The following is a 19,603-nucleotide window of genomic DNA, read 5'->3' on the forward strand; positions in this document are numbered from 1 at the left end:
CGGTCAGTTCATTTGTCGAGGTGCTGCTGGCGTTGCCGCTGGACAGCATCACGCCCACGCTGCTGCCCGAATCGTGACGCCACAGATCGGCACCGACGGTCAGTGCCTGGCTGTTGCCACGGATGTCGAGCTGGCGGCTGATGGCATCGAAACCGGTGCGCGAGCCATCCACGCGGGCCCAGGCGCGGTCGGCATTCTGGCCGGCGTTGCGGTCGTGGTAGCCCAGACGGAACATCGTCTGCGCGGCCTGCAGGTTGGCCAGGTAGGCGCCGGGTTCGGGACGCAGTACTGGCTCCGGATCGACCGGATGGACCGGATCCACAGGATCCACAGGGTCGACCGGCGGACATTGCGGCAAGCCGGGGTTGGCCTCGCAGGGATCAGGCACGGTCGGCAGCTGCGAACGCAGGTACCAGTTGCCGTCGGCGCCCGTGCCCTTGTGCAGGAAGTACTCGTACTGACCGCCCACCGCGCGGCCGGAGAGGTTGAACTGGCCGTTGGAGGCGCCACCGACATGGATCAGCTCGATGCCCTTGTCGGTCTGCGCACCGGCGCCGCCGACGTTGTTGACACGCACGTTGGCGCTGCCGCTGGTGTCACCGCCGATGATCAGCTTGTCGGTGGCGGCGTCGTCGCCGGCCAAGACGGTGTTGAAGATGATCATGCCATCGGCGCCGCTGAAGTTGCCGGCCACGTTGAGGGTGTGGAAGGCGGAGCCGTCGCCGAGGGCGACCGTGCCGTTGCCGAGGCTGAGCGTGCCGACCGAGGAGTTGCCGGTCAGGTTCCAGGTAGAGGAATCCAGCGCCACGCGGGTGACGTTGCTCATGGTGCCGGTGATGCTGGCGCCGTTGGACAGCGCCACATTCACCGTGCTGCCGCCGGCGTTGACAATGTTGCCGTTCATCCGCGAGTTCTCGACATTCAAGTCGATGTCCGCATCGGTTGCGTCAACGCGCAACAGGTTGCCGTCACCGCCGACCAGTTCGGCACCATTACGGAAGTTGAAACGGGCAACGACTGCAGCGTCAGCAGGATCGAATTTCTCCTCGATGTAGATACCGGACCCCGTGCGGCCCTCCACCCGGGAAGCGTCGATGTCTACAGTGACTGCTTCACCTGCAACCGGGGTGAAATCATACTGGGCCCAGATGCCGTTGCCATCGCCGGTGATCGTGCTTCCGTTACGGGCGACGATCTGCCCGGTGCCCACCAGGAACAGGCCGGTGCCGCTGTACACGCCGGTGGCTGCCTGCGCATGCCCCTCCAGATGCGTTGCATCCAGAACCAGGTCTCCACCCAACTGTACGCTGGCTCCGATTCCGCTGCCCGAAAGCGTGCTGCGCGTGAGGGTAGCGGAGGAACCCGGGAGCGCACTACCGATCTGCCCCGTCAATGCCAGCGCTCGGCCCGTCGTATTGACCACAGTGGAATCGTTCATCGTCATGGCGCTGTTGCCAAGGCGGATACCAATGGCGCTCGACGCATTGATCGCCGCGCTGTCAAAGGTCACTGTGGAGCCGTCGGAGGCATCAACAGCCTGCGTAGCGCCGCCGGCCGCGACCACAAGGGAGGCATTGTCGAGTGACCAGGACTCAACGGGGTCTCCGGCGTTGACGGTTGCGCTTTCACCCGGGTTGAGGACGCCGGCCTGGCTGGGACCGGCAACGGCAAGGCCGGCGGCAATGGCCAGCGCAAGGGGACGGCGAACAGCGATCTTCATGGTGTACTCCTGTTGGAATCAGAACCTCAGGAAAGGGGACCCCGTTCACTTCGTCGGCGTTAATGAAGCGCCGAGATGTTGTGAAGCTTGGGTGATACCCGTGCCTTTTTCCGGCCCGCACGATGCAAACTGAGCGGGAGATCACACAACGGCAGGAGATGTCGTCACTCACTTTGCCGCGCCGTTTTGGGCACGGGGACAGTCTGGTGAGGGGGGAAGGATCGATCCATGCAACTTATTGCAGTATTCACTCGCCATAGGCTGTGTGATTGGAACCGTTCAGCCGCACCGCAACATGCGATGCCAGAACACGGGTGCTAGGATCTGACCATCATCTGAATCGATCCAAATGCCGATGCCCATGCTGGACCGTCGTCTCCTGATCGCTTTCGCTGCGACCGCCGTGCTTGCGTCTGGGGCGGCGCTGGCAGCCCCGTCGAAATCCGCTGCCGAACGCGCCTATGCCTCGGTCGACCCGTTCATCGGCACCGGTGGCGAGGGCCATACCTACCCGGGTGCGACGGTGCCGTTCGGCATGGTCCAGCTCAGCCCGGACACGCGTATCCAGCCGCGTGAAAAGGCCTATGGCTGGGCGGCGGGCTACCGCTACGACGACAGCAGCATCGTCGGCTTCTCACACACGCATTTTTCCGGTACCGGTCACTCCGATCTGGGCGACATTCTGGTGATGCCGTTCACTGGCAATCCCGGCCTGGAGCGCGGTGATCCGGAAAAACCGCGCAGCGGCTATGCCTCACGCTTCCGCCACGCTGACGAGAGGGCCGAGCCGGGCTACTACGCGGTCACCCTGGACGACTACAAGGTGCGCGCCGAACTGACCACCAGTGCGCGCGTGGGCGTGCACCGCTATGCCTTCCCCAAGGGCACCGACGCCAAGGTGCTGCTGGACATGCGTACCAGCATGTACGACTACCCGGGCAAGGTGCTGTGGTCGCGGGTGCGGGTGCGCGCCGACGGTACGGTGACCGGCTTCCGCGAGACGCGCGGCTGGGCGCCGGGCCGCCAGCTGTACTTCGCGATGCGTTTCTCGCGCCCGCTGGCCGGACATGAGCTGCACAACACCGAGCAGGACATCGTCTACAAGGGCTTCCCGCCGCCGGGTGAGAAGGATCCCGCGCAGCGTGCGCAGATCGAAGGCCGGCAGCTGGTCGGCACGTTTGCATTCGGCAAGCTGGATGCACCGCTGGTGGTGAAGGTGGCGATCTCGCCGGTCAGTGAAGCCGGCGCCATCGCCAACCTCGACGCGGAAGTGGCCGACTTCGATTTCGACCGCGTGCGTGCACAGGCGAAGCAGGAGTGGGCGCAGGCACTGTCCGTGCTGGACATTGACGCGCCGGGACATGCGCGGCGCAGTGCCTATACCGCGCTGTACCACACGATGCTGGGGCCGACGCTGTTCATGGATGCCGATGGCCAGTACCGCGGTTCGGACAACGCGGTGCACAAGGTCGACGGTTTCACGAACTATTCCACGTTCTCGCTGTGGGACACCTACCGTGCGCTGCACCCGTTGCTGACGCTGGTGCAGCCGGAGAAGCGCAACAGCGACTTCGTCAATTCGATGCTGGCCCACCATGAGCACAGCCCGTACGGCATGCTGCCGGTATGGTCGTTCCATGGCCTGGAAGACTGGTGCATGATCGGCTACCACGCCGTGCCGGTGATCGCCGATGCCTACGTGAAGGGCATCCGTGGCTTCGACGCCGACAAGGCATTGAAGGCGATGGTCGAGACCGCCAATTACGGCCCTTACGACGGCATCGCGCAGTACCGTGAGCTGGGCTATGTGCCGATCGACGAGGAAGGTGAAGCGGCCAGCAAGACGCTGGAGTACGCCTTCGACGACTGGACCATCGCACGCATGGCGCAGGCCATGGGCAAGGCCGATATCGCGGCGACCTTCGACAAGCGCGCTGGCAACTGGCGCAACGCGTTCGACAAGGACACCGGCTTCATGCGCGCGCGCAAGCGCGATGGCAGCTTCCGCACGCCGTTCGACCCCAGCGCCAGCGGCTACGGCACCGACTATACCGAAGGCAACGCATGGCAGTACTCGTGGTACGTGCCGCAGGACGTCGCCGGCCTGGCGGCAGCGCACGGTGGCAGCGACAAGCTGCTCGCGCGCCTGGACGAGGTATTCAACGCCAAGGTGGATCCATCGATCTTCGAGCACATGGAAGACATCACCGGCCTGATCGGCTGGTACGCGCATGGCAACGAGCCCAGCCACCACGTGGCCTACCTGTATTCGTACGCCGGCCAGCCGTGGCGCACCCAGGCGCGGCTGAAGCAGATCATGGATACCCAGTATGCCGACCGTCCCGATGGCCTGGCTGGCAATGATGACGTCGGCCAGATGTCGGCGTGGTATGTGTTCACTGCGTTGGGGTTCTATCCGGTCGCGCCGGGCTCGGGCGAGTACATTCTTGGCCGTCCATTCCTGCCCAGGACCGCGATGCGTCTGCCGAACGGCAAGACGTTCACCATCGTGGCTGATGGGCTGGATGACAAGCACACGTATGTTGGCAACGTGAGCCTCAACGGCAAGCCGCTGCAGCGCACCTTCCTGCGCCATGACGAGATCCTGGCAGGTGGCGAGCTGCGTTTCACCATGCAGGCCGAGCCGAACAAGGACTGGCCGGGGCAGGGCGCGCAGGCGCCGTATTCGATGAGCCGATGACGCGCACTCGGTAGGTGCCGACCTTGGTCGGCACGCTTCACGGGTGACCAGGAACCTGTGGAGCCGAGCCCATGCTCGGCTCAGGCATCGTGCCAGGAGCGGCCGAGCATGGGCTCGGCTCTACAAGGGCGGTTCAACAGCGCTCATCGGAACCGCAACCCCACCCGCGCACCGCCGATCGGGGCGGTATCAATCATCAAGGTCGCGCCATGCCGTTGCGCGATCTCGGCCACGATCGCCAGTCCGAGCCCGCAGCCGTCGCCCTCGCTGCTGGCCCGGTAGAAGCGTTCTGTGACGCGCGCGCGTTCGGCTTCGGCGATGCCGGCGCCGTCATCGTCCACCCATACCTGCACGCCGTCGGTTCCCTGCCGAACGCCGAGGGTGATGACTCCGGGCGTGGCGCCGTAGCGCAGCGCGTTGTCCAGCAGGTTGCCCAGCGCCTCGCGCAGCAACTGCGGATCGCCCTGTAGCTGCACGCCGTCGTCGGGTCCGTCGTAACCCAGGTCCACGCCGGCCGCCAACGCACGGTCGGCGTAGCGCTCGACCACGCCCCGCGCCAGCGCGGCCAGGTCCAGCGGCTGCAGCGGCAGTACGCTGCCATGGAGATCTTCCGAACGGCTGAGCATCAGCAGTTGGTTGACCAGGTGCTGCAGCCGCGCCAGCCCGGCCAGCGTGCCGGACAGCGCCAGCTGCTGGGTCTGCGGATCCTGTTGCCGCAATGAACTCTCCAGCTCCACCTGCATCGCCGCCAGCGGCGTGCGCAGCTGGTGCGCGGCGTTGCTGACGAAGCGCCGTTGCGCGGCCTGCATGGCGTCCAGTCGCTGAAGCAGGGCGTTGTAGGCCTCCACCGCCGGCCACAGCTCGCGTGGCGCCTCCTGTGCGGGTTCCAGGGGCGCCAGCGGGTCCGGGCGGGGGCTGGCCAAGCGCCGCGCCACCTGGTTGGCATGGCGTGCGGCCGCGCCGGTCCCGGACCAGGCCAGCCACGCGGCCAGCGTGAGGATCGCAGCCTGGAACGGGATGCTGGTCAGCAGCAGCTTGCGCTCCAGCCGGTGGCGCTTGCGCAGCGTCTCGGCTACGCGCAGCCGGATATCGTGGCCCGGTCCGGCACTGACGAGGACTTCGACCATGCGCACCGGCTGCCCGCGCAGGCGCGCATCGTAATAAACCGCGTCGTCGCTTGAGGCGGCGGTGGCCGGGCGCGGCAGCGCTTCGGCCAAGTCGCCATACAAGCGTCCACCCGCAGCATCGACCACTTCGCCATGCACTTCGTCGGCGGTGTCCCAGGTGAACATGCGCGAGACTGCAGGGGTGATTTCGATCGAGGCGCGCCCCTCCTGCACCGTCACCAGCTCGGACAGGGACATTGCCGAGTCCAGCAGCCAGCGGTCGTAGACCTGGCCGGCATAGAAACGGGCCAGCGTGAAAGAACCCACCGCGCTGCACAGCAGCAGCACCAGCAGCGGCAGCCACAGGCGGCGCAGCAGCAGGCCCCGCAGGCTGTGCACGCGCTCAGTCACCCACGGCCTCCAACCGGTAGCCGAGGCCACGCAGCATGCGGATGCCGACGCCGGCACGCGCCTGTTCCAGCTTGCGGCGCAGGCGACTGACATGCACTTCGATCACCGACAGGTTGGCGTCGTGGTCCCAGCTGTACAAAGCGTCGAACAGGCGCTGCTTGGTGACGGTGCGGCCGGGATGCTGCATCAGTGCCTCGACCAGTGACAACTCGCGGGCGGTCAGTTCGATGCGCTGGCCGTCCACCTGCGCCTCATTGCGGATGCTGTCGAAGCACAGACGGCCCAATCGCTTCTGCGCCGGTGCGTCACTGCGGCGGCGCGACAGCGCACGCAGGCGCGCTTCCAGCTCGCCCAGTGCGAACGGTTTGGCGAGATAGTCGTCGCCACCCCGGTCGAGGCCGAGGATGCGGTCCTCCACGCCGTCGCGCGCCGTCAGGATCAGCACCGGCAGGATCACACCGTCGTTGCGCAGGCGCGAGAGCAGGTCGAGGCCATCGACGTCGGGCAATGAAAGGTCGAGCACCATCACGTCATATGGCGCGCTGGCCAGTGCAGCGGGTGCATGCAGCCCGCGCGAGAGGTGGTCGCACAGATGACCCGCGCCCTGCAGGGCACGGATCAGTCCATCGGCCAGGGCGGCGTCGTCTTCGATCAACAGGATTCGCATTGCAAGCTTCGTGCAAGGTTGGGGCAAGATTGGCGCAAGTGCGTCACCTTACCGTGACGCGCATGAATTTCTCCCCTTGCCTTGCGGCTGTGTTGGCCGCCCTCCTGTGCGCACCTGCGGCGTCGGCACTTTCCCTGCAGGAGGCGCAGCGCGCCATGGAAGCACACAACCCGGACCTGCGTGTGGCGGCACTGGCGCTGCGTGGCGTGCAGGGCGACGCGCAGACGGCGGCGCTGCGTCCAGCGACCGAGCTGTCGATCGGCACCAGCAAGCTCAGCCCCAGGCACGGCGTCGGCCCCGGACGCTGGCAGGACAAGCGGATGGACAGCACCGTGGGCCTGGGCTGGACCTGGGAACGCGGTGGCAAGCGCGCGTTGCGTATCCGCCAGGCCGATGCGCTGCTGGAGGTGGCCGGACTGGACATGCTCGACACCCGGCGGCGCCAGCAGGTGGCGCTGCACGAAGCCTACTTCGGCCTGAAGCGCGCGCAGGAGCGGGCGCAGATTGCCGAGGCCAACCGCCAGAGCTCGACCGAGCAGATGGCGGCGGCGGCCAAGCAGGTTGCTACCGGGGCGATGGCGCCGGTGGATCGCGCGCGGCTTGCGGTGGACGACCTGGCCGTCGCCGACGCGGCGCGCGAGGCGGCCCTGGATCTGCGCGATGCGCGGCATGCGCTGGGCCTGCTGCTCGGCAGCGACGACAACCACGACCTCACTGCCGATGACCCCTGGCCGGATGCCAACAGCGTGGCCGATGTGCGCGCGTTCGACCCGCAGCAGCGTGCCGATCTGCGCGCAGCGCGTTCGCGCCTGGCCGCGGCCGATGCCGGTGTAGCACTGGCGCGCAGCGAGCGCCATCGCGATGTCCAGCTGGGTGTGGAAGCCGAACGCGAGCCGACCGACATCAGCGGTGTGACCTGGGGCGTGTCGTTGACCATCCCACTCGGTGGCCCATCGCGTGCACGCGGCGCGATGCAGCGTGCCGAGGCCGACCGTGATAGTGCGGCGCTGGAACTGCAGGTGCTGCAGCGCGAAGCGCGCGCCGAACTTGACCTGCTGCAGGCCAGTGCGCAGTCCGCCGCGCAGCGCCGCAGCGACTACGAAGGACTGCAGTCCGACGCCGCGCGCAAGGCGGTGCAGGGCATCGAACTGGCCTACCGGCGCGGCGCCGCCAGCCTGACCGATCTGCTGGATGCGCGCCGCAGCTGGCGCGAATTCGAGGCCGCGTTGATCGAAGCGCGTGCCGACCATGCCATTGCCCTGGCGCGCTGGGAAGCGGCCACATCCGTTGTTGAAGGAGCGTCCCGATGAAGTCCACCGTCGCCCGTCGCCTGCGTGCGCGACATGCCGTGCTGCCGGCCCTGCTGGCGCTGGCCCTGCTGGGCGGCTGCGGCCGCGAACCGGCGTCATATACCGAGGACGCGCCGCAGGTCAGTGCCGGCCAGATCCAGTTTCCAGCCGGCAGCCGCCAGCTGGACGTGCTGCGCAGCGAGGCGGCGACCGCCGGCGCCAGCGCCAGCCTGCAGCTGCCGGGCCGGGTGGCCTGGGACGCGGCACGCTCCAGTGCACTGCGCACGCCGTTGCCGGGTCAGGTGGCGCGCATCGAGGCGCAGCCGGGGCAGAGAGTGAAGGCAGGGCAGGTCATCGCCTGGATCACCTCGCCGGAGTTCGGCCAGGCCCAGGCCGAGGGCGCGCGTGGCCGTGCCGAACTGCAGCAGGCACGCAAGGAGCTGGAGCGCACCCGCGAGCTGCACGCCGCGGGAGTGGCGTCGGGCCGCGAACTGGATGAAGCCGAAGCGAGCTTTGCCGGCAGCCAGGCCGATCATGCGCGCGCGACTGCATTCGCCCGGGCCTATGGCAATGGCCAGCGCGTGGACCAGCGCCTGCCGCTGCGCGCCCCCATCGATGGCGTGCTGGTGGAGCGGCGGATGAACCCGGGCATGTCGGTCATTCCCGACAGCGAGCAGCCATTGGCAGTGATCGGCGATCCGGACCGCCTGTGGCTGCTGCTGGATGTTCCTGAAAGCCTGGCAGGGCGATTGAAGGCCGGCATGCAGGTGAGCGTGCCCGGCGCCGATGGACAGCCGCTGCAGGCGACCCTGCAGCACGTGGATGACTTCATCGACAGTGAGCGCCGCGTGGTGCAGGCGCGTGCCGAGCTGGACAACCGCGCACGTGGCTTCAAGGCCGGGCAGTACGTGCGCGCCCAGGTGGCGTTGCCGTCCGAGGGCGGTGTCTCGCTGCCCGACGCCGCGGTGTTGCTCATCGACGGAAAGCAGGTGGTGTTCGTGGAGGAAGGCAAGGGCCGCTTCGTGCGCCACGCGGTGCACGCCGAGGAGCTGGGTGACGGCCGCCTGTGGGTGCGTGAAGGCCTGGCGCCGGGCAGCAGAGTGGTCGTCGAGGGTGGCCTGCTGCTGCAACAGCTGGTGGACAGCGCGCCGGCAGCCGTCAGCACCGGCACCGGGCGCGCCGCCCCATGATCGATCGCCTGATTGCCTATTGCCTGCGCCAACCGCTGATGGTGATGCTGGCGCTGCTGCTGTTCATCGGCGCTGGCATCGCCGCGTTCCGCGTGCTGCCGGTGGAAGCCTTCCCGGATGTGTCCGACACCCAGGTGACGGTGGTGTCGCTGCACCCGGGCCGTGCCGCCGAAGAGGTGGAGCGTGAGGTGACGACGCCGCTGGAAGTGGCGCTGTCCGGCATTCCGCATTCGGTGCGGGTGTTCTCGCATACGCAGTTCGGCCTGTCGATGATCATCCTGACCTTCGACGACAAGGCCGATGACTACTTCGCACGCCAGCAGGTGCTGGAGCGCCTGCAGGGCGTGGAGCTGCCGGAAGGGGTGACCCCGGAGCTGGAGGCGATGAGCTCGGCGGTGGGCGAGATCTACCGCTATGTGCTGAAAGGCCCGCACCTGACCCCGACCCAGCTGCGCACCGTGCAGGAATGGACGATGGAGCGTAGCCTGCGCACCGTTCCTGGAGTGGCCGATGTGATCAGCTTCGGTGGCTTTGCGCGCACCTTCCAGGTCAAACCGGATTTGGGCAAGCTGCGTGACCGCGGCATCAGCCTCAGTGAGTTCGCCGAGGCGCTGGAGAAGGGGAGTTCTAACGCGGGCGGCGGCTACGTGGAACGCGGCCAGCAGCAGTTCCTGATCCGCGGCGTGGGCCTGATGCGTTCGCCGGCCGACATCGGCAACGTGGTGGTGGCGCAGCGCGGGGGCACGCCAATCCTGGTGCGTGACCTGGCCAGCGTCGCCGACACCGGCCTGCCCCGGCAGGGCCTGGTCGGCCAGGATGACAATGACGATGCGGTGTTCGGCATGGTGCTGATGCGCAAGGGTGAGAATCCCTCCGACGTGCTCGACGCCCTGCATGCGCGCATCGCCGAGATCGAGGCGAACCAGCTGCCGGCCGGGGTCAGCATCGAGCCGTTCTATGACCGCTCGTGGCTGGTTTCGACCACACTGAAAACCGTCTTCCGCAATCTGTTGGAAGGCGCGGTGCTGGTGTTCCTGGTGCTGTGGTTGTTCCTGTACAACGCCCGCGCCGCGCTGATCGTGGCGGCGATGATGCCGCTGGCCCTGCTGTCGACCTTCCTTGGCCTGCATCTGTGGGGCGTACCGGCCAACCTGTTGTCGCTGGGTGCGATGGACTTCGGCATCATCATCGATGGCGCGGTGATCGTGACCGAACACATCGTGTCGCGGTTGTCGAAGCTGCCACCGAACGCTGACAGGAAGACGCGCTTCTCTACCGTACTCTCGGCAGCCTCCGAAGTGGGGCGCCCGACGTTCTTCTCGATGCTGATCATCATCGCCGCGCACATCCCGATCTTCACCCTGCAGCGCCAGGAGGGCCGAATGTTCGCGCCGATGGCGTACTCGGTGACCTCGGCGTTGATCGGTGCGTTGATCCTCGCACTGACCGTGGTGCCACTGTTCTGCTACTGGTGGCTGCGCCGCGACCGCATGCGCGATGGCAATCCGCTGATGGACCGCCTGACCGGCTGGTACAAGCCGATCCTGGAACGCGCACTTGCGCGTCCGCGCGCGGTGGTGCTGACTGCGGTTGTGCTGCTGGTCGGTACGCTGGCACTGGGCACGCGGCTGGGATCGGAGTTCCTGCCCGAGCTGGACGAAGGCTCGATCTGGCTGACCGCCACGCTCGACCCGAGCACCAGCCTGGCCGAGGCGCAGCAGCAGTCGCGGCGCATCCGTGAGCTGGTCGGCACTTTCCCGCAGGTGTCGACGGTGGTGGCCAAGCTGGGGCGGCCAGAAGACGGCTCCGATGCCAAGGGCGCCAACCAGATCGAGGCGCTGGTGGCGTTGAAGCCTGAGAAGCAATGGCCGAAGGGCGTGGGCAAGCGGCAGCTGGTGAGCGACCTGCAGCGCACGCTGGAGCAGCGCATTCCGGGGCCGGAGTTCTCGATCTCGCAGCCGGTGCGCGACAACATCCTGGAGAGCATCTCGCAGATCAAGGGCCAGGTGGTGATCAAGGTCAGCGGCTCGGATCTGGACGTGCTCAACCAGCAGGCGCAGGCGATCCTGGGGCAGGTGCGTGGCGTGGAGGGCGTAGAGAGTGCCTTCATTGATCGTGACGGCTCATTGCCGCAGCTGCAGATCGAGATCGACCGCGATCGTGCGGCACGCTATGGACTGAATGTGCGCGACATCGACGAGGTGATCGAGACCGCACTGGGCGGGCGCCAGGTTGGTGAACTGTGGGAAGGTGACCGCAGGTTCCCGATCACGCTGCGCCTGGACGACGCCGACCGTGACCTGCAACGGTTGCGCACGGTCCCGGTGGGCATTGGCGATGGCCACACCGTGACGCTGTCCGACGTCGCCGATTTCCGCATGGCCAGTGGCGCGATCAACATCTCGCGTGAGAACGCACAGCGGGTGAAGGCGGTGAGCATCTTCATCGCCGGCCGCGACATGGGTAGCGTGGTGGCCGACATGCGCAAGCGCGTGCACGCCAGCGTGCAGCTGCCGGACGGCTACCGGCTGGAGTGGTCTGGCGAGTTCGAGAACCAGCAGCGTGCGATGAAGCGGCTGGGCTGGGTGATTCCGCTGTCGGTGCTGATCATCTTCGTGCTGCTGTTCGATGCCTTCAAGGACATCAGCAGCGCTGCGCTGATCCTGGCCAACGTGCCACTGGCGATGATCGGCGGCATCCTCGCCCTGTGGCTCACTGGCATCCCGCTGTCAGTGTCGGCGGCGATCGGTTTCATCGCGTTGTTCGGGCAGGCAGTGCTGAACGGGGTGGTGATGCTCAGTCGCTTCGCGCAGCTGCGCGAGCAGGGCATGGACCTGCTGCAGTCGGTGGTACAGGGCTCGCTGCAGCGCCTGCGCACGGTGCTGATGACTGCACTGCTGGCGATGTTCGGCCTGCTGCCGATGGCGACCTCGCATGCGATTGGTGCCGAGACCCAGAAGCCGCTGGCGGTGGTGGTGATCGGCGGCCTGCTGTCGGCGATGCTGTTGACCCTGCTGGTACTGCCCACGCTGTACTACTGGGTACACCGGCGTCGCGAGGCCCATGGCGCCTGACCTGACTGTAGAGCCGAGCCCACGCTCGGCTGCTTCTGGCCTTCGCGCGAAGAGCAGCCGAGCATGGGCTCGGCTCTACCGACTCCCTGCGACACGCGCAGATGCAGCAGGCCAGCAGATGCGGGGCCGGGCAACCGTTGCCCGGCCCCGCCGAACCGATCAGAGGTAGTGAAGGTCGATGCCTATCATGCTGCGCAGACCTTTGGCGTTCTCAAGTTTGTCACCCTCAAGATCAACACCCAGCATCGTCACCCGCATGTTGGCAGAGACCTTTGCGAATCCTGGGTCGCGAGGATCGCCAATGCGCATGTAGTTGCCCGGATCGTCCACCCGGACCACATGGCTGCCGCTTCCTGATGAATGGAGCATTGCGAAATCGACCTGCTTTCCATCAGCGACGCCGTGAGGGATACGGAGTTCGACCATTGCCAGGTGGTCGTCATTCTCGGTGGCGAGGATGAAGCCATCCTTGGGAATTGGATTGTCGATGAGCAGGAGGTCGCGGAACTTCAAACCCACATGGGTCCTGGCAGTGCAGTCGATCGACAGCTGTGCGTTGCGGTGCTCCACAAAGGCCCATTTGCCTTCCGTGGTCGGTTGCGGGGCCAGCTCACCGAAGTCCAGCGCGCCGCCATCCGGTAGGGACAGCGTGCAGGATTCCGGCTGGATCGTCCCCGATACCGACAGCTCGCTTGCCTGTACAAGCGAAGCGGGGACACACGCACTGAGCAGTAGTGCTGCAACTGCCTTGTTCTTCATGAAGGTACTCATTTCGCCTCTTCCTTAAAGGTAGAGCAGTTCCATTACCATCTGACCAACGATATCCACCTCGTTCACTGCATCAAATTCACCTCGTGGCTTCAGGCTTGGCGTGATATTGATGTCGAACGTGGCATGACGGGCGCCAGATAGAGTGGAGCCGCCGGCCAGAACCATGACGTGATCGTGATCCTTGGAGCGGACTTTGTTGTCCAAGGTCATCGCGTTGTTGTCCAGCTTTCTGCGCGCAAATGGATAGGACTTGGCGTCAGCCTGGCCGTTTGTCAGATGCACTTCGTACCATCCGAGACTCTTCGAGCTGTCATTGCTGGGATAGATATGGAAGATGTCATCAAATCCACCATCGACCGTTGCGGTATCTGCAAACTGCAGGCCGAAGCGCGCGGGGAACGCGCAGGTGACAGTGCCCGGCAGCGTGATCGTGGAAAGCTCGGTAGACCGATCGGGTGGGAGCTTGTCCAGATCCTGCTGCGGAATGGTGAACTCATTGCCGTTGACGGACAGCTCGCAGGCACTGGGGTGGATGCTTCCGCTGACTTTCAGCTCGGTGGCATTGGCCTGCATGGCCGAGCAGCCGGCAAACGCCAATGCCAGCAGCGAGTGCGGGATAAATCGATTCTTCATGGGGAATTTCCCTTGTTGGAGGAGAAGCCCGCCACAAGCGAGGGCGGGCTCCTTCGATTACAGGTACTTCAGCTCGATGGTCGCCTTGCCGTCCAGCGACACCTCATTGGTCAGGTCCAGGTGCTCCGTGCCGACCACGGCGGCGTCGATCGTCAGGCTCGCGCGGGCGTTGGTGGCCGATGCAGCAGCGAGCGAACCGTCCTTGGCCTGCCAGGCAGTGAGCTGGTTGGGTGCGACCACGGTCGCAGCAGTCCACGTCGCGCCCAGATCAGCGGACGTCACGAAGCTGGCGTCGCCGGCGTCAGCCGTGCCTCCGTTCAGCGAAATCACGTAGGCGCCGATGTTGCTGCTACCGTTGACACCCAGGCCATAGGCTTGCTCCGCATTGGACCCCATCTTTGCCACGGCAACGGCATCATCCGCGACGGTTCCCGACCGGTCATCCGTCACCAGCAGGGCGAACTGCGCCGGCGAGGCGCAGGAAACCAGCACATCGGTGCTCTGGCGGCCGATGTGGGTCGGCTGATTCTCATTGAGCTTGCTGGCATGGAAGTTGCCCAGGTCGAGTTCGGTCTTGGTCAGGCTCAGCTGGCAGGACGGCGGGGTCACCTTGCCGGTCACGTTCAGGGTCACGCTGGCATTGGCGGTTGCGCTTGCGGCCAGGGCAGCAGCGGCCAGTGCAATCATCTTCATCTTCATGGTGCTTCACTCTCTTTGGAATCGACAGGCCGATGCGGGCACTATCGGGGGATGGAATGCCGGCAGGGCCGGCAGGCGCCGCATCGCGCCGGGGAGGTGGGTTCGCGGCCGTACTACGGCCGGCATATCGCGGTTCCCTGTTCGAAGAACGCGTCATTCGACACCGGTGTTTCCAGAGCCAGTTCGAGCGTGCAGCGCTGGCCTTCGCCCAGCTGCACTTCAATCGGCACACCCGGTTCCACGTTCGGAATGAAGATCCGGCCGCGCTCGGCGACGGCGCTGACGATCTGGCCCGCAGCCAGAACAAGCTTTCCCTTTTCCAGCGGTTGGCCGTGTTCCAGCGTGGCGTGTACGTACACGCGGCGGGTTTCCTGGGTGCGGAACTGCACCTTGGGCACCGCACCCCGCGCGACGTGCAGGGAATACACCGCGTTGTGCACATCCACCTTGGACGGCAGCGTGGTTCCGTCCACCTGCACGCGCGTGGCGACATAGGGACGGATGCGCGGAATGGCGGCAAATCCGCGGCGATTGGTCCAGACGCTGCCGGCGTCGCTTTCCAGGCGCACGCCCGGCTGGCGATCCACCTGGGCAATGCCGAAGGTGTCCTGCAGCGGTTGCGGCGAGAAGATCAGGCCGTAGCGGTGCAGCACCAGGCCGCCACTGGCGGCCAGGTTGATATGGGTGTTGCCCTGGCTGTGCGAGGCGCTGCCCGACAGGTGCGCGCGGCGTGTCATCCGCCCGGCACCGACGGAAAAACGGGGGCTGGACTCGCTCTGGCGGATATGTTCGACCGAGGTGCGCCAGGCCAGTTGCGAGTCCAGGCGACCGGACGCGTCCACGGTGAAGGTCTCGGTGCCGCGGCTTTTCCGGGCGCTGCTGCGCACCGAGGTGTTGCCCAGCGGCAACGCCCACGACAGCTGTGCGCTGCGATCGGTGCCCCTTGCTCCACCCTGCGTCGATTGCACCGAGGCGGTGAGCAGGCTGCGGCCAACGCGGTGCGACCAGCCTGCGGACAGGTGGCTGCTGCTCTGGCCATCGAAGCGGCGGCGCGGCGACCAGGATACGTTGAAGCTGCCAAGCCGTGACGTACTGAAAGCCAGGCCGGCGGAGGCCTGCCAGCGCGTGCGCGTGGGCAACCATTCGTCGTCGCGTGGTTGCAATGCCGTGTACAGGTCGGCGTAGTTCGCGCTCTGCCGTAGCATGCCAACGTAGGCGCTGATGCCGTTCATGCGCGTGTTGGCGCGCATATCCAGCGCATAGCCCACGCCCACGCGGGAGGAGGCGGCAGTGAGCCGGGCACTCAATGCCATCTCCGCATTGCCGCGCGTGATCTGGTCGAGGCCGATGGCCACCGCACGGTACTGCCCGGTCAGCAGGAATCCGGAACTGGCGACAACATCGGCCTTGGGGAGGCGCCAGGCGGTGCTGGCAGTGACCACGGCCTGTGGACCACCGGGAGCGTGGGCCACCGTATCGCGCAGCTGGCCGGCAGCAAAGGTCTTTCCGGGGCGCGCAAGCGTGGCACGGCTGAAGCTGGAGGCAGGCACCACGAAGGTACGTTCACCATCGTGCTCGTGCACGGTGACGTCCAGGTCGGTGGTGCTGTTGCGCAGCGAGAAACCAGACAGGCTGAAAGGCCCGGGCGGTACCAGCGTGGTATGCAGCAGCACACCGGCCTGGTGGATCTCGATGCGCGCTTCACTGCTGGCGATGCCTTCCACCAGAGCGCCTGCCGACGCCTCGGCCACGGCCAGTGCGGACTCGGGCACCAGCAGCACGCCATTGATCGGAATGCCGGTGAACAGCGGATTGGCCGAGGAGACATGGCCGAGCCGCAACAGCGCGCGTCGGCGCGGCAGGCTGCGTTCGATATAGCTGTCCTGGAACTGCAGCCGCTTGCCGCCTGGGTCGGCGCTCATTGACTGGCGGCTGCGGAACATCCAGCCCGCCGCATTGAAGCCCGTCTCGGTATAGGCCGAGTAGGAGGTGCGCGTGTTCCCGCCCGCGGCGATGGTGCTGGAACTGAGGGTGTAGTTCAGAAGTCCACCGATGCCGCCGCGTTCCACATCGACGGCGTCGACCGGGGAGTCGTCCAGCGCATCTTCGGGCACCACCAGGTGCAGCTGCTGCGTGCCGGGCTCCGGGCGGATCACCGCCTGCGGCCAGGCATCGCGCAGGTCGAACGTGGCCTCGTCGTCCATATGGTCGAAGCTGGCTGGCCAGCGCAGGCGTGCCCTGCGCAGCAACGCCATGTCGGCCAGCAGCTGGCCCTCCTCGCCGAAGCGCGCATGAAGCTGGGCGCCGGTCCTGCCGTTGACCGTCACCGTGACCCGATGCGTGCCTGGCGCAAAGCGCGGCTCATGCCGGAACAGTTCGGCCAGGGCGGGGTCCAGGCCACGCGCAGCCAGCGCCCTGCGATCAAACTCCATCGCCTGGGTACCGGGGTCCGCGCTGGCTACAGGCGCATGCACGAGGCTGGCCAGCGCCGCCACCAGTGTTGTGCGCGGCAGCCGGATCAGGCCAGTCTGGTGTGTGTCCTGCGTTCCCCGCCTGGCACGTGCCAGGGGGCGTGCGGTCATTGCAGGGGCAGGTCGTAGGTGTCGACGGAGAAGCCGTAGACGCTTGCCGGACTGATCCGCAGCGTGGTGTCCGCGGCCGAGGCTTCGGGCAGCGGCAACGACACGGCTTCGTTGGCGAGCAGGTAGGCGCGCTTCAGCTCCGCGGTCTTGCCCGAGGGCAGCAAGGTGACCGAGGGGGCCAGTCGCACCACATAGGGGCTGTCATTGGTGAGCGTCAGCGTGCGGCTGTCGCGCGACCAGGTCAGCAGTTTCCACGGGGCATCATTGCGTGGCAGGCCTTTGGGGTGCAGCAGCAGCGGCAGGTTCTGGCGCACGCCGATACCCACCGTGGCCTTGCCGGTCTCCTGGTTGGGCTGGCCGATACCCTCGAAGGTCACGCGCTTCAGGCGCTGGGTCTTCAGCGGTTCACCCTGCAGGATGAAGCGCACCAGCTGTTGCTGGCCTGCATCCACGCGCGCAATGGGCGGGGTGGCGATCACTACGGTGTCCGGGTCTTCGGGAATGTCCAACACCACGGTGTGCAGCAGCGCGGGGGCCTTGTCGGTATTGGTGACAGTGGTGGTCGTTTCGCCATCGGCCTCATCGAGGATGACGATGGTGGATTTGGGCTGCATGCCATCGGCCAACGCCGGGGCCGCGGCCAACGCACAGGCGGCCACAAGGACAGAGCGGTACAGGTTGGAGCGGACGAGATGCATGACGGACCACCACAGAGTGCTTCCAGCAGGCGGCGGCAACTGTGCCGCCTGCAGAGGGTTCGAAGGATGCCCCCTGACTCGGAGTCGAGGTTGGGGGCAGACTGGATTCTGTGGTGGATGCAGCGGGTGAAACATCGGACGATGACGATAGTTCGCACGCTTGACGCATGTGTCGTCCGCTTGATGATCGGTGCAGACGCGGTGCGGTGCGGACTGTGCTGTCGCTAGACCATCCCTCCGTTGGCGCGCAGCGCCTGGCCGTTGATCCATCCGCCATCCGTGCCAGCCAGGAACCCCACCGCGCCGGCTATGTCTTCCGGCGTACCCAGCCGCTCCAGCGGGTTCATCCTCGCCAGCCGCTCGATCAGTTCCGGCGATTTTCCCTCGAGGAACAAGTCGGTGGCGGTCGGGCCTGGGGCCACTGCATTCACGGTGATGTTGCGCCCGCGAAGCTCCTTGCTGAGGATCGCGCCCATCGTCTCCACCGCTGCCTTGCTGGCCGCGTACACGCTGTAGTTCTCCAGCTTGATGCCAACCACGCTGGTGGACAGGGTGATCAGGCGGCCACCGTCGCGCACCCGTCGCGCGCTCTCGCGCAGCACGTTGAAGGCGCCTTTCAGGTTGATCCCGATCACCCTCTCGAACAGGGCATCGTCGCTGTCGGCCAGCGGCGCCAACTGCAGCACGCCGGCACTGTTCACCACTACGTCGATACCGCCGAAGCGCGCCTCGATGGCATCGAACAGCTGCCGCACCGCCTGAGGATCGGCGACATCCGCCTGCAGCGCGATGGCCTGCGCGCCGGCTGCGCTGAGCTCGGCCGCCAAAGCTTCGGCGTCGTCGCGGCGCCCCGCATAGTTGATCGCGAGCGCGTGGCCATCGGCGGCCAGGCGGCGGGAGATGGCGGCGCCGATGCCACGGGAGCCGCCGGTGACCAGGGCGACAGAGCGGGCGGGGGAGAGGGTCATGGTCGGTTCCAGCGGGCGCGCCGGAGTGGCGCAGGGCCATCTTCGCGATATTGCCTTTTCGGATAATCCTGCATAATCCGTCAACATCATCCGGACAACCGAACAATGGACCGCTTCACGGCCATGCGCGCCTTCGTCCGTATCGTCGAGCGCCGCAGCTTCACCCGGGCTTCCGAGGACCTGGGCCTGCCGCGGGCCACGGTGACCGACGCGATCAAGGCACTGGAACAGCGGCTGGGCGTGCGCCTGCTGCACCGGACCACGCGGCGGGTGGTGCCAACGCTGGAAGGCGAGGCCTTCTATGGCCGTTGCCTGCGCCTGATCGCCGACATGGATGATGCCGAGGCCGCGTTCCGTGACGCGCCGCCGCGCGGCCCGTTGCGCATTGAAGTGCATGGCACGCTGGGCCGGCACCTGCTGTTCCCGCACCTGCCGCAATTCCTGCAGCGCTACCCCGAGATCGAACTGGAGGTCAGCGAAGGCGACCGCTATGTCGACCTGCTGGGCGAAGGCGTGGATGCGGCGTTGCGGGTCGGGACGCTGGCCGACAGCGATCTGGCGGCGCGCCGGTTGACGATGCTGCGCGAGGTGACGGTCGCCTCGCCTGGCTACGTGCAGGCCAGGGGCGTGCCGGGCAGCATCGACGCCCTGCAGGACGGCCACCAGATGGTCGGCTACCGCTCCAGCGCCAGCGGCCAGCTGATTCCGCTGGAGTTCCAGCAGGGCGGGCAGGTGCGCTACCTGCCGTTGCCGGCGCGGGTGCGTGTGTCCGGCGCGGATGCGTTCCTCGGTGCCGCGCTGGCAGGCCTGGGCATCATCCAGGCACCTCGCTACCGGATGGACCCGTACATCGCGCGCCGGCAGCTGGTGGAGCTGCTGCCGGAGGCGCCGCCGACGCCGAGTCCGTTGAGCCTGGTCTACCCGCGCAACCGCACGCCGTCGCCGCGCTTGCGGGTGTTCATCGACTGGGTGGCCGGGGTGTTCGAGCAGACCGGTGTTGCCGGCCAGCGGCCGGCACTACCGAAGCGGCGCTCCTGAAACGCCACGACGGGATAGCTGTGTCGGGGTAGTGCTGGCCGCTGGCCGGCAGCTGC

At 66.6% G+C, this 19,603-nt stretch carries 14 protein-coding genes; 5 read left to right on the forward strand and 9 right to left on the reverse strand.

Annotated features, from left to right (window positions below):
- A partial coding sequence (locus tag AC5P74_RS08855; protein WP_495222483.1) for an autotransporter outer membrane beta-barrel domain-containing protein occupies positions 1–1,720 on the reverse strand: 1,720 nt, incomplete at its 3' end.
- A 349-nt stretch (positions 1,721–2,069) separates the two neighbouring features.
- Between AC5P74_RS08855 and AC5P74_RS08860 the strand changes: the two genes are divergently transcribed.
- Positions 2,070–4,421, forward strand: coding sequence for a GH92 family glycosyl hydrolase (locus tag AC5P74_RS08860; protein WP_346608031.1), 2,352 nt, complete (start codon positions 2,070–2,072; stop codon positions 4,419–4,421).
- Positions 4,422–4,564: 143 nt separating this feature from the next.
- Here AC5P74_RS08860 and AC5P74_RS08865 read toward each other — a convergent pair whose 3' ends face one another.
- Entirely contained in the window at positions 4,565–5,938 is a 1,374-nt protein-coding gene (locus AC5P74_RS08865; protein ID WP_346608189.1) for a sensor histidine kinase, read from the reverse strand.
- Entirely contained in the window at positions 5,931–6,605 is a 675-nt protein-coding gene (locus AC5P74_RS08870; protein ID WP_346608190.1) for a response regulator, read from the reverse strand. Before AC5P74_RS08870 ends, AC5P74_RS08865 begins: the two co-directional genes overlap by 8 nt.
- Positions 6,606–6,667: 62 nt before the next feature.
- Between AC5P74_RS08870 and AC5P74_RS08875 the strand changes: the two genes are divergently transcribed.
- The 3 genes from AC5P74_RS08875 to AC5P74_RS08885 are packed head-to-tail and all read left to right on the forward strand — an operon-like array spanning position 6,668 to position 12,158.
- Positions 6,668–7,915 (forward strand): TolC family protein, encoded by a 1,248-nt coding sequence (locus tag AC5P74_RS08875; protein WP_053500941.1) that lies wholly within the window; start codon positions 6,668–6,670, stop codon positions 7,913–7,915.
- On the forward strand, positions 7,912–9,084 hold the full coding sequence (locus AC5P74_RS08880) for an efflux RND transporter periplasmic adaptor subunit (protein WP_346608191.1): 1,173 nt from the start codon (positions 7,912–7,914) through the stop codon (positions 9,082–9,084). Before AC5P74_RS08875 ends, AC5P74_RS08880 begins: the two co-directional genes overlap by 4 nt.
- On the forward strand, positions 9,081–12,158 hold the full coding sequence (locus AC5P74_RS08885) for an efflux RND transporter permease subunit (RefSeq protein WP_346608192.1): 3,078 nt from the start codon (positions 9,081–9,083) through the stop codon (positions 12,156–12,158). The genes AC5P74_RS08880 and AC5P74_RS08885 overlap by 4 nt, the downstream gene beginning before the upstream one ends.
- 159 nt (positions 12,159–12,317) lie before the next feature.
- On the opposite strand, the gene AC5P74_RS08890 is transcribed toward AC5P74_RS08885, so the two are convergent.
- From AC5P74_RS08890 to AC5P74_RS08915, 6 genes are all read right to left on the reverse strand, one after another.
- Positions 12,318–12,929 carry a DUF1120 domain-containing protein gene (locus AC5P74_RS08890; RefSeq protein WP_346608199.1) on the reverse strand — a complete coding sequence of 204 codons (612 nt, stop codon included), beginning with the start codon at positions 12,927–12,929 and terminating at the stop codon, positions 12,318–12,320.
- 12 nt (positions 12,930–12,941) lie between these two features.
- Complete coding sequence (locus tag AC5P74_RS08895; RefSeq protein WP_346608198.1) at positions 12,942–13,562, reverse strand: hypothetical protein; 621 nt, start codon at positions 13,560–13,562, stop codon at positions 12,942–12,944.
- A 57-nt stretch (positions 13,563–13,619) separates the two neighbouring features.
- The gene (locus tag AC5P74_RS08900) at positions 13,620–14,255 is read right to left on the reverse strand and encodes a DUF1120 domain-containing protein (RefSeq protein ID WP_346608197.1); all 636 of its coding nucleotides are present in this window, start codon (positions 14,253–14,255) and stop codon (positions 13,620–13,622) included.
- A gap of 119 nt (positions 14,256–14,374) precedes the next feature.
- Positions 14,375–16,843: a fimbria/pilus outer membrane usher protein gene (locus tag AC5P74_RS08905; RefSeq protein ID WP_495204882.1), complete on the reverse strand. Its 2,469-nt coding sequence runs from the start codon at positions 16,841–16,843 to the stop codon at positions 14,375–14,377.
- A complete protein-coding gene (locus AC5P74_RS08910) occupies positions 16,840–17,541 on the reverse strand; it encodes a fimbria/pilus chaperone family protein (RefSeq protein WP_053498847.1) in 702 nt (233 codons plus the stop codon). The genes AC5P74_RS08905 and AC5P74_RS08910 overlap by 4 nt, the downstream gene beginning before the upstream one ends.
- A gap of 224 nt (positions 17,542–17,765) precedes the next feature.
- Positions 17,766–18,509, reverse strand: a complete 744-nt coding sequence (locus AC5P74_RS08915) for an SDR family oxidoreductase (RefSeq protein WP_053498848.1) — start codon at positions 18,507–18,509, stop codon at positions 17,766–17,768.
- Between the two features lie 105 nt (positions 18,510–18,614).
- On the opposite strand from AC5P74_RS08915, the gene AC5P74_RS08920 reads away from it, so the two are divergent.
- Positions 18,615–19,547: a LysR family transcriptional regulator gene (locus AC5P74_RS08920; RefSeq protein WP_495204883.1), complete on the forward strand. Its 933-nt coding sequence runs from the start codon at positions 18,615–18,617 to the stop codon at positions 19,545–19,547.
- Positions 19,548–19,603: the final 56 nt, after the last annotated feature.

The sequence above is a fragment of the Stenotrophomonas sp. YJH_SMC_94-11 genome (genome assembly GCF_059370435.1).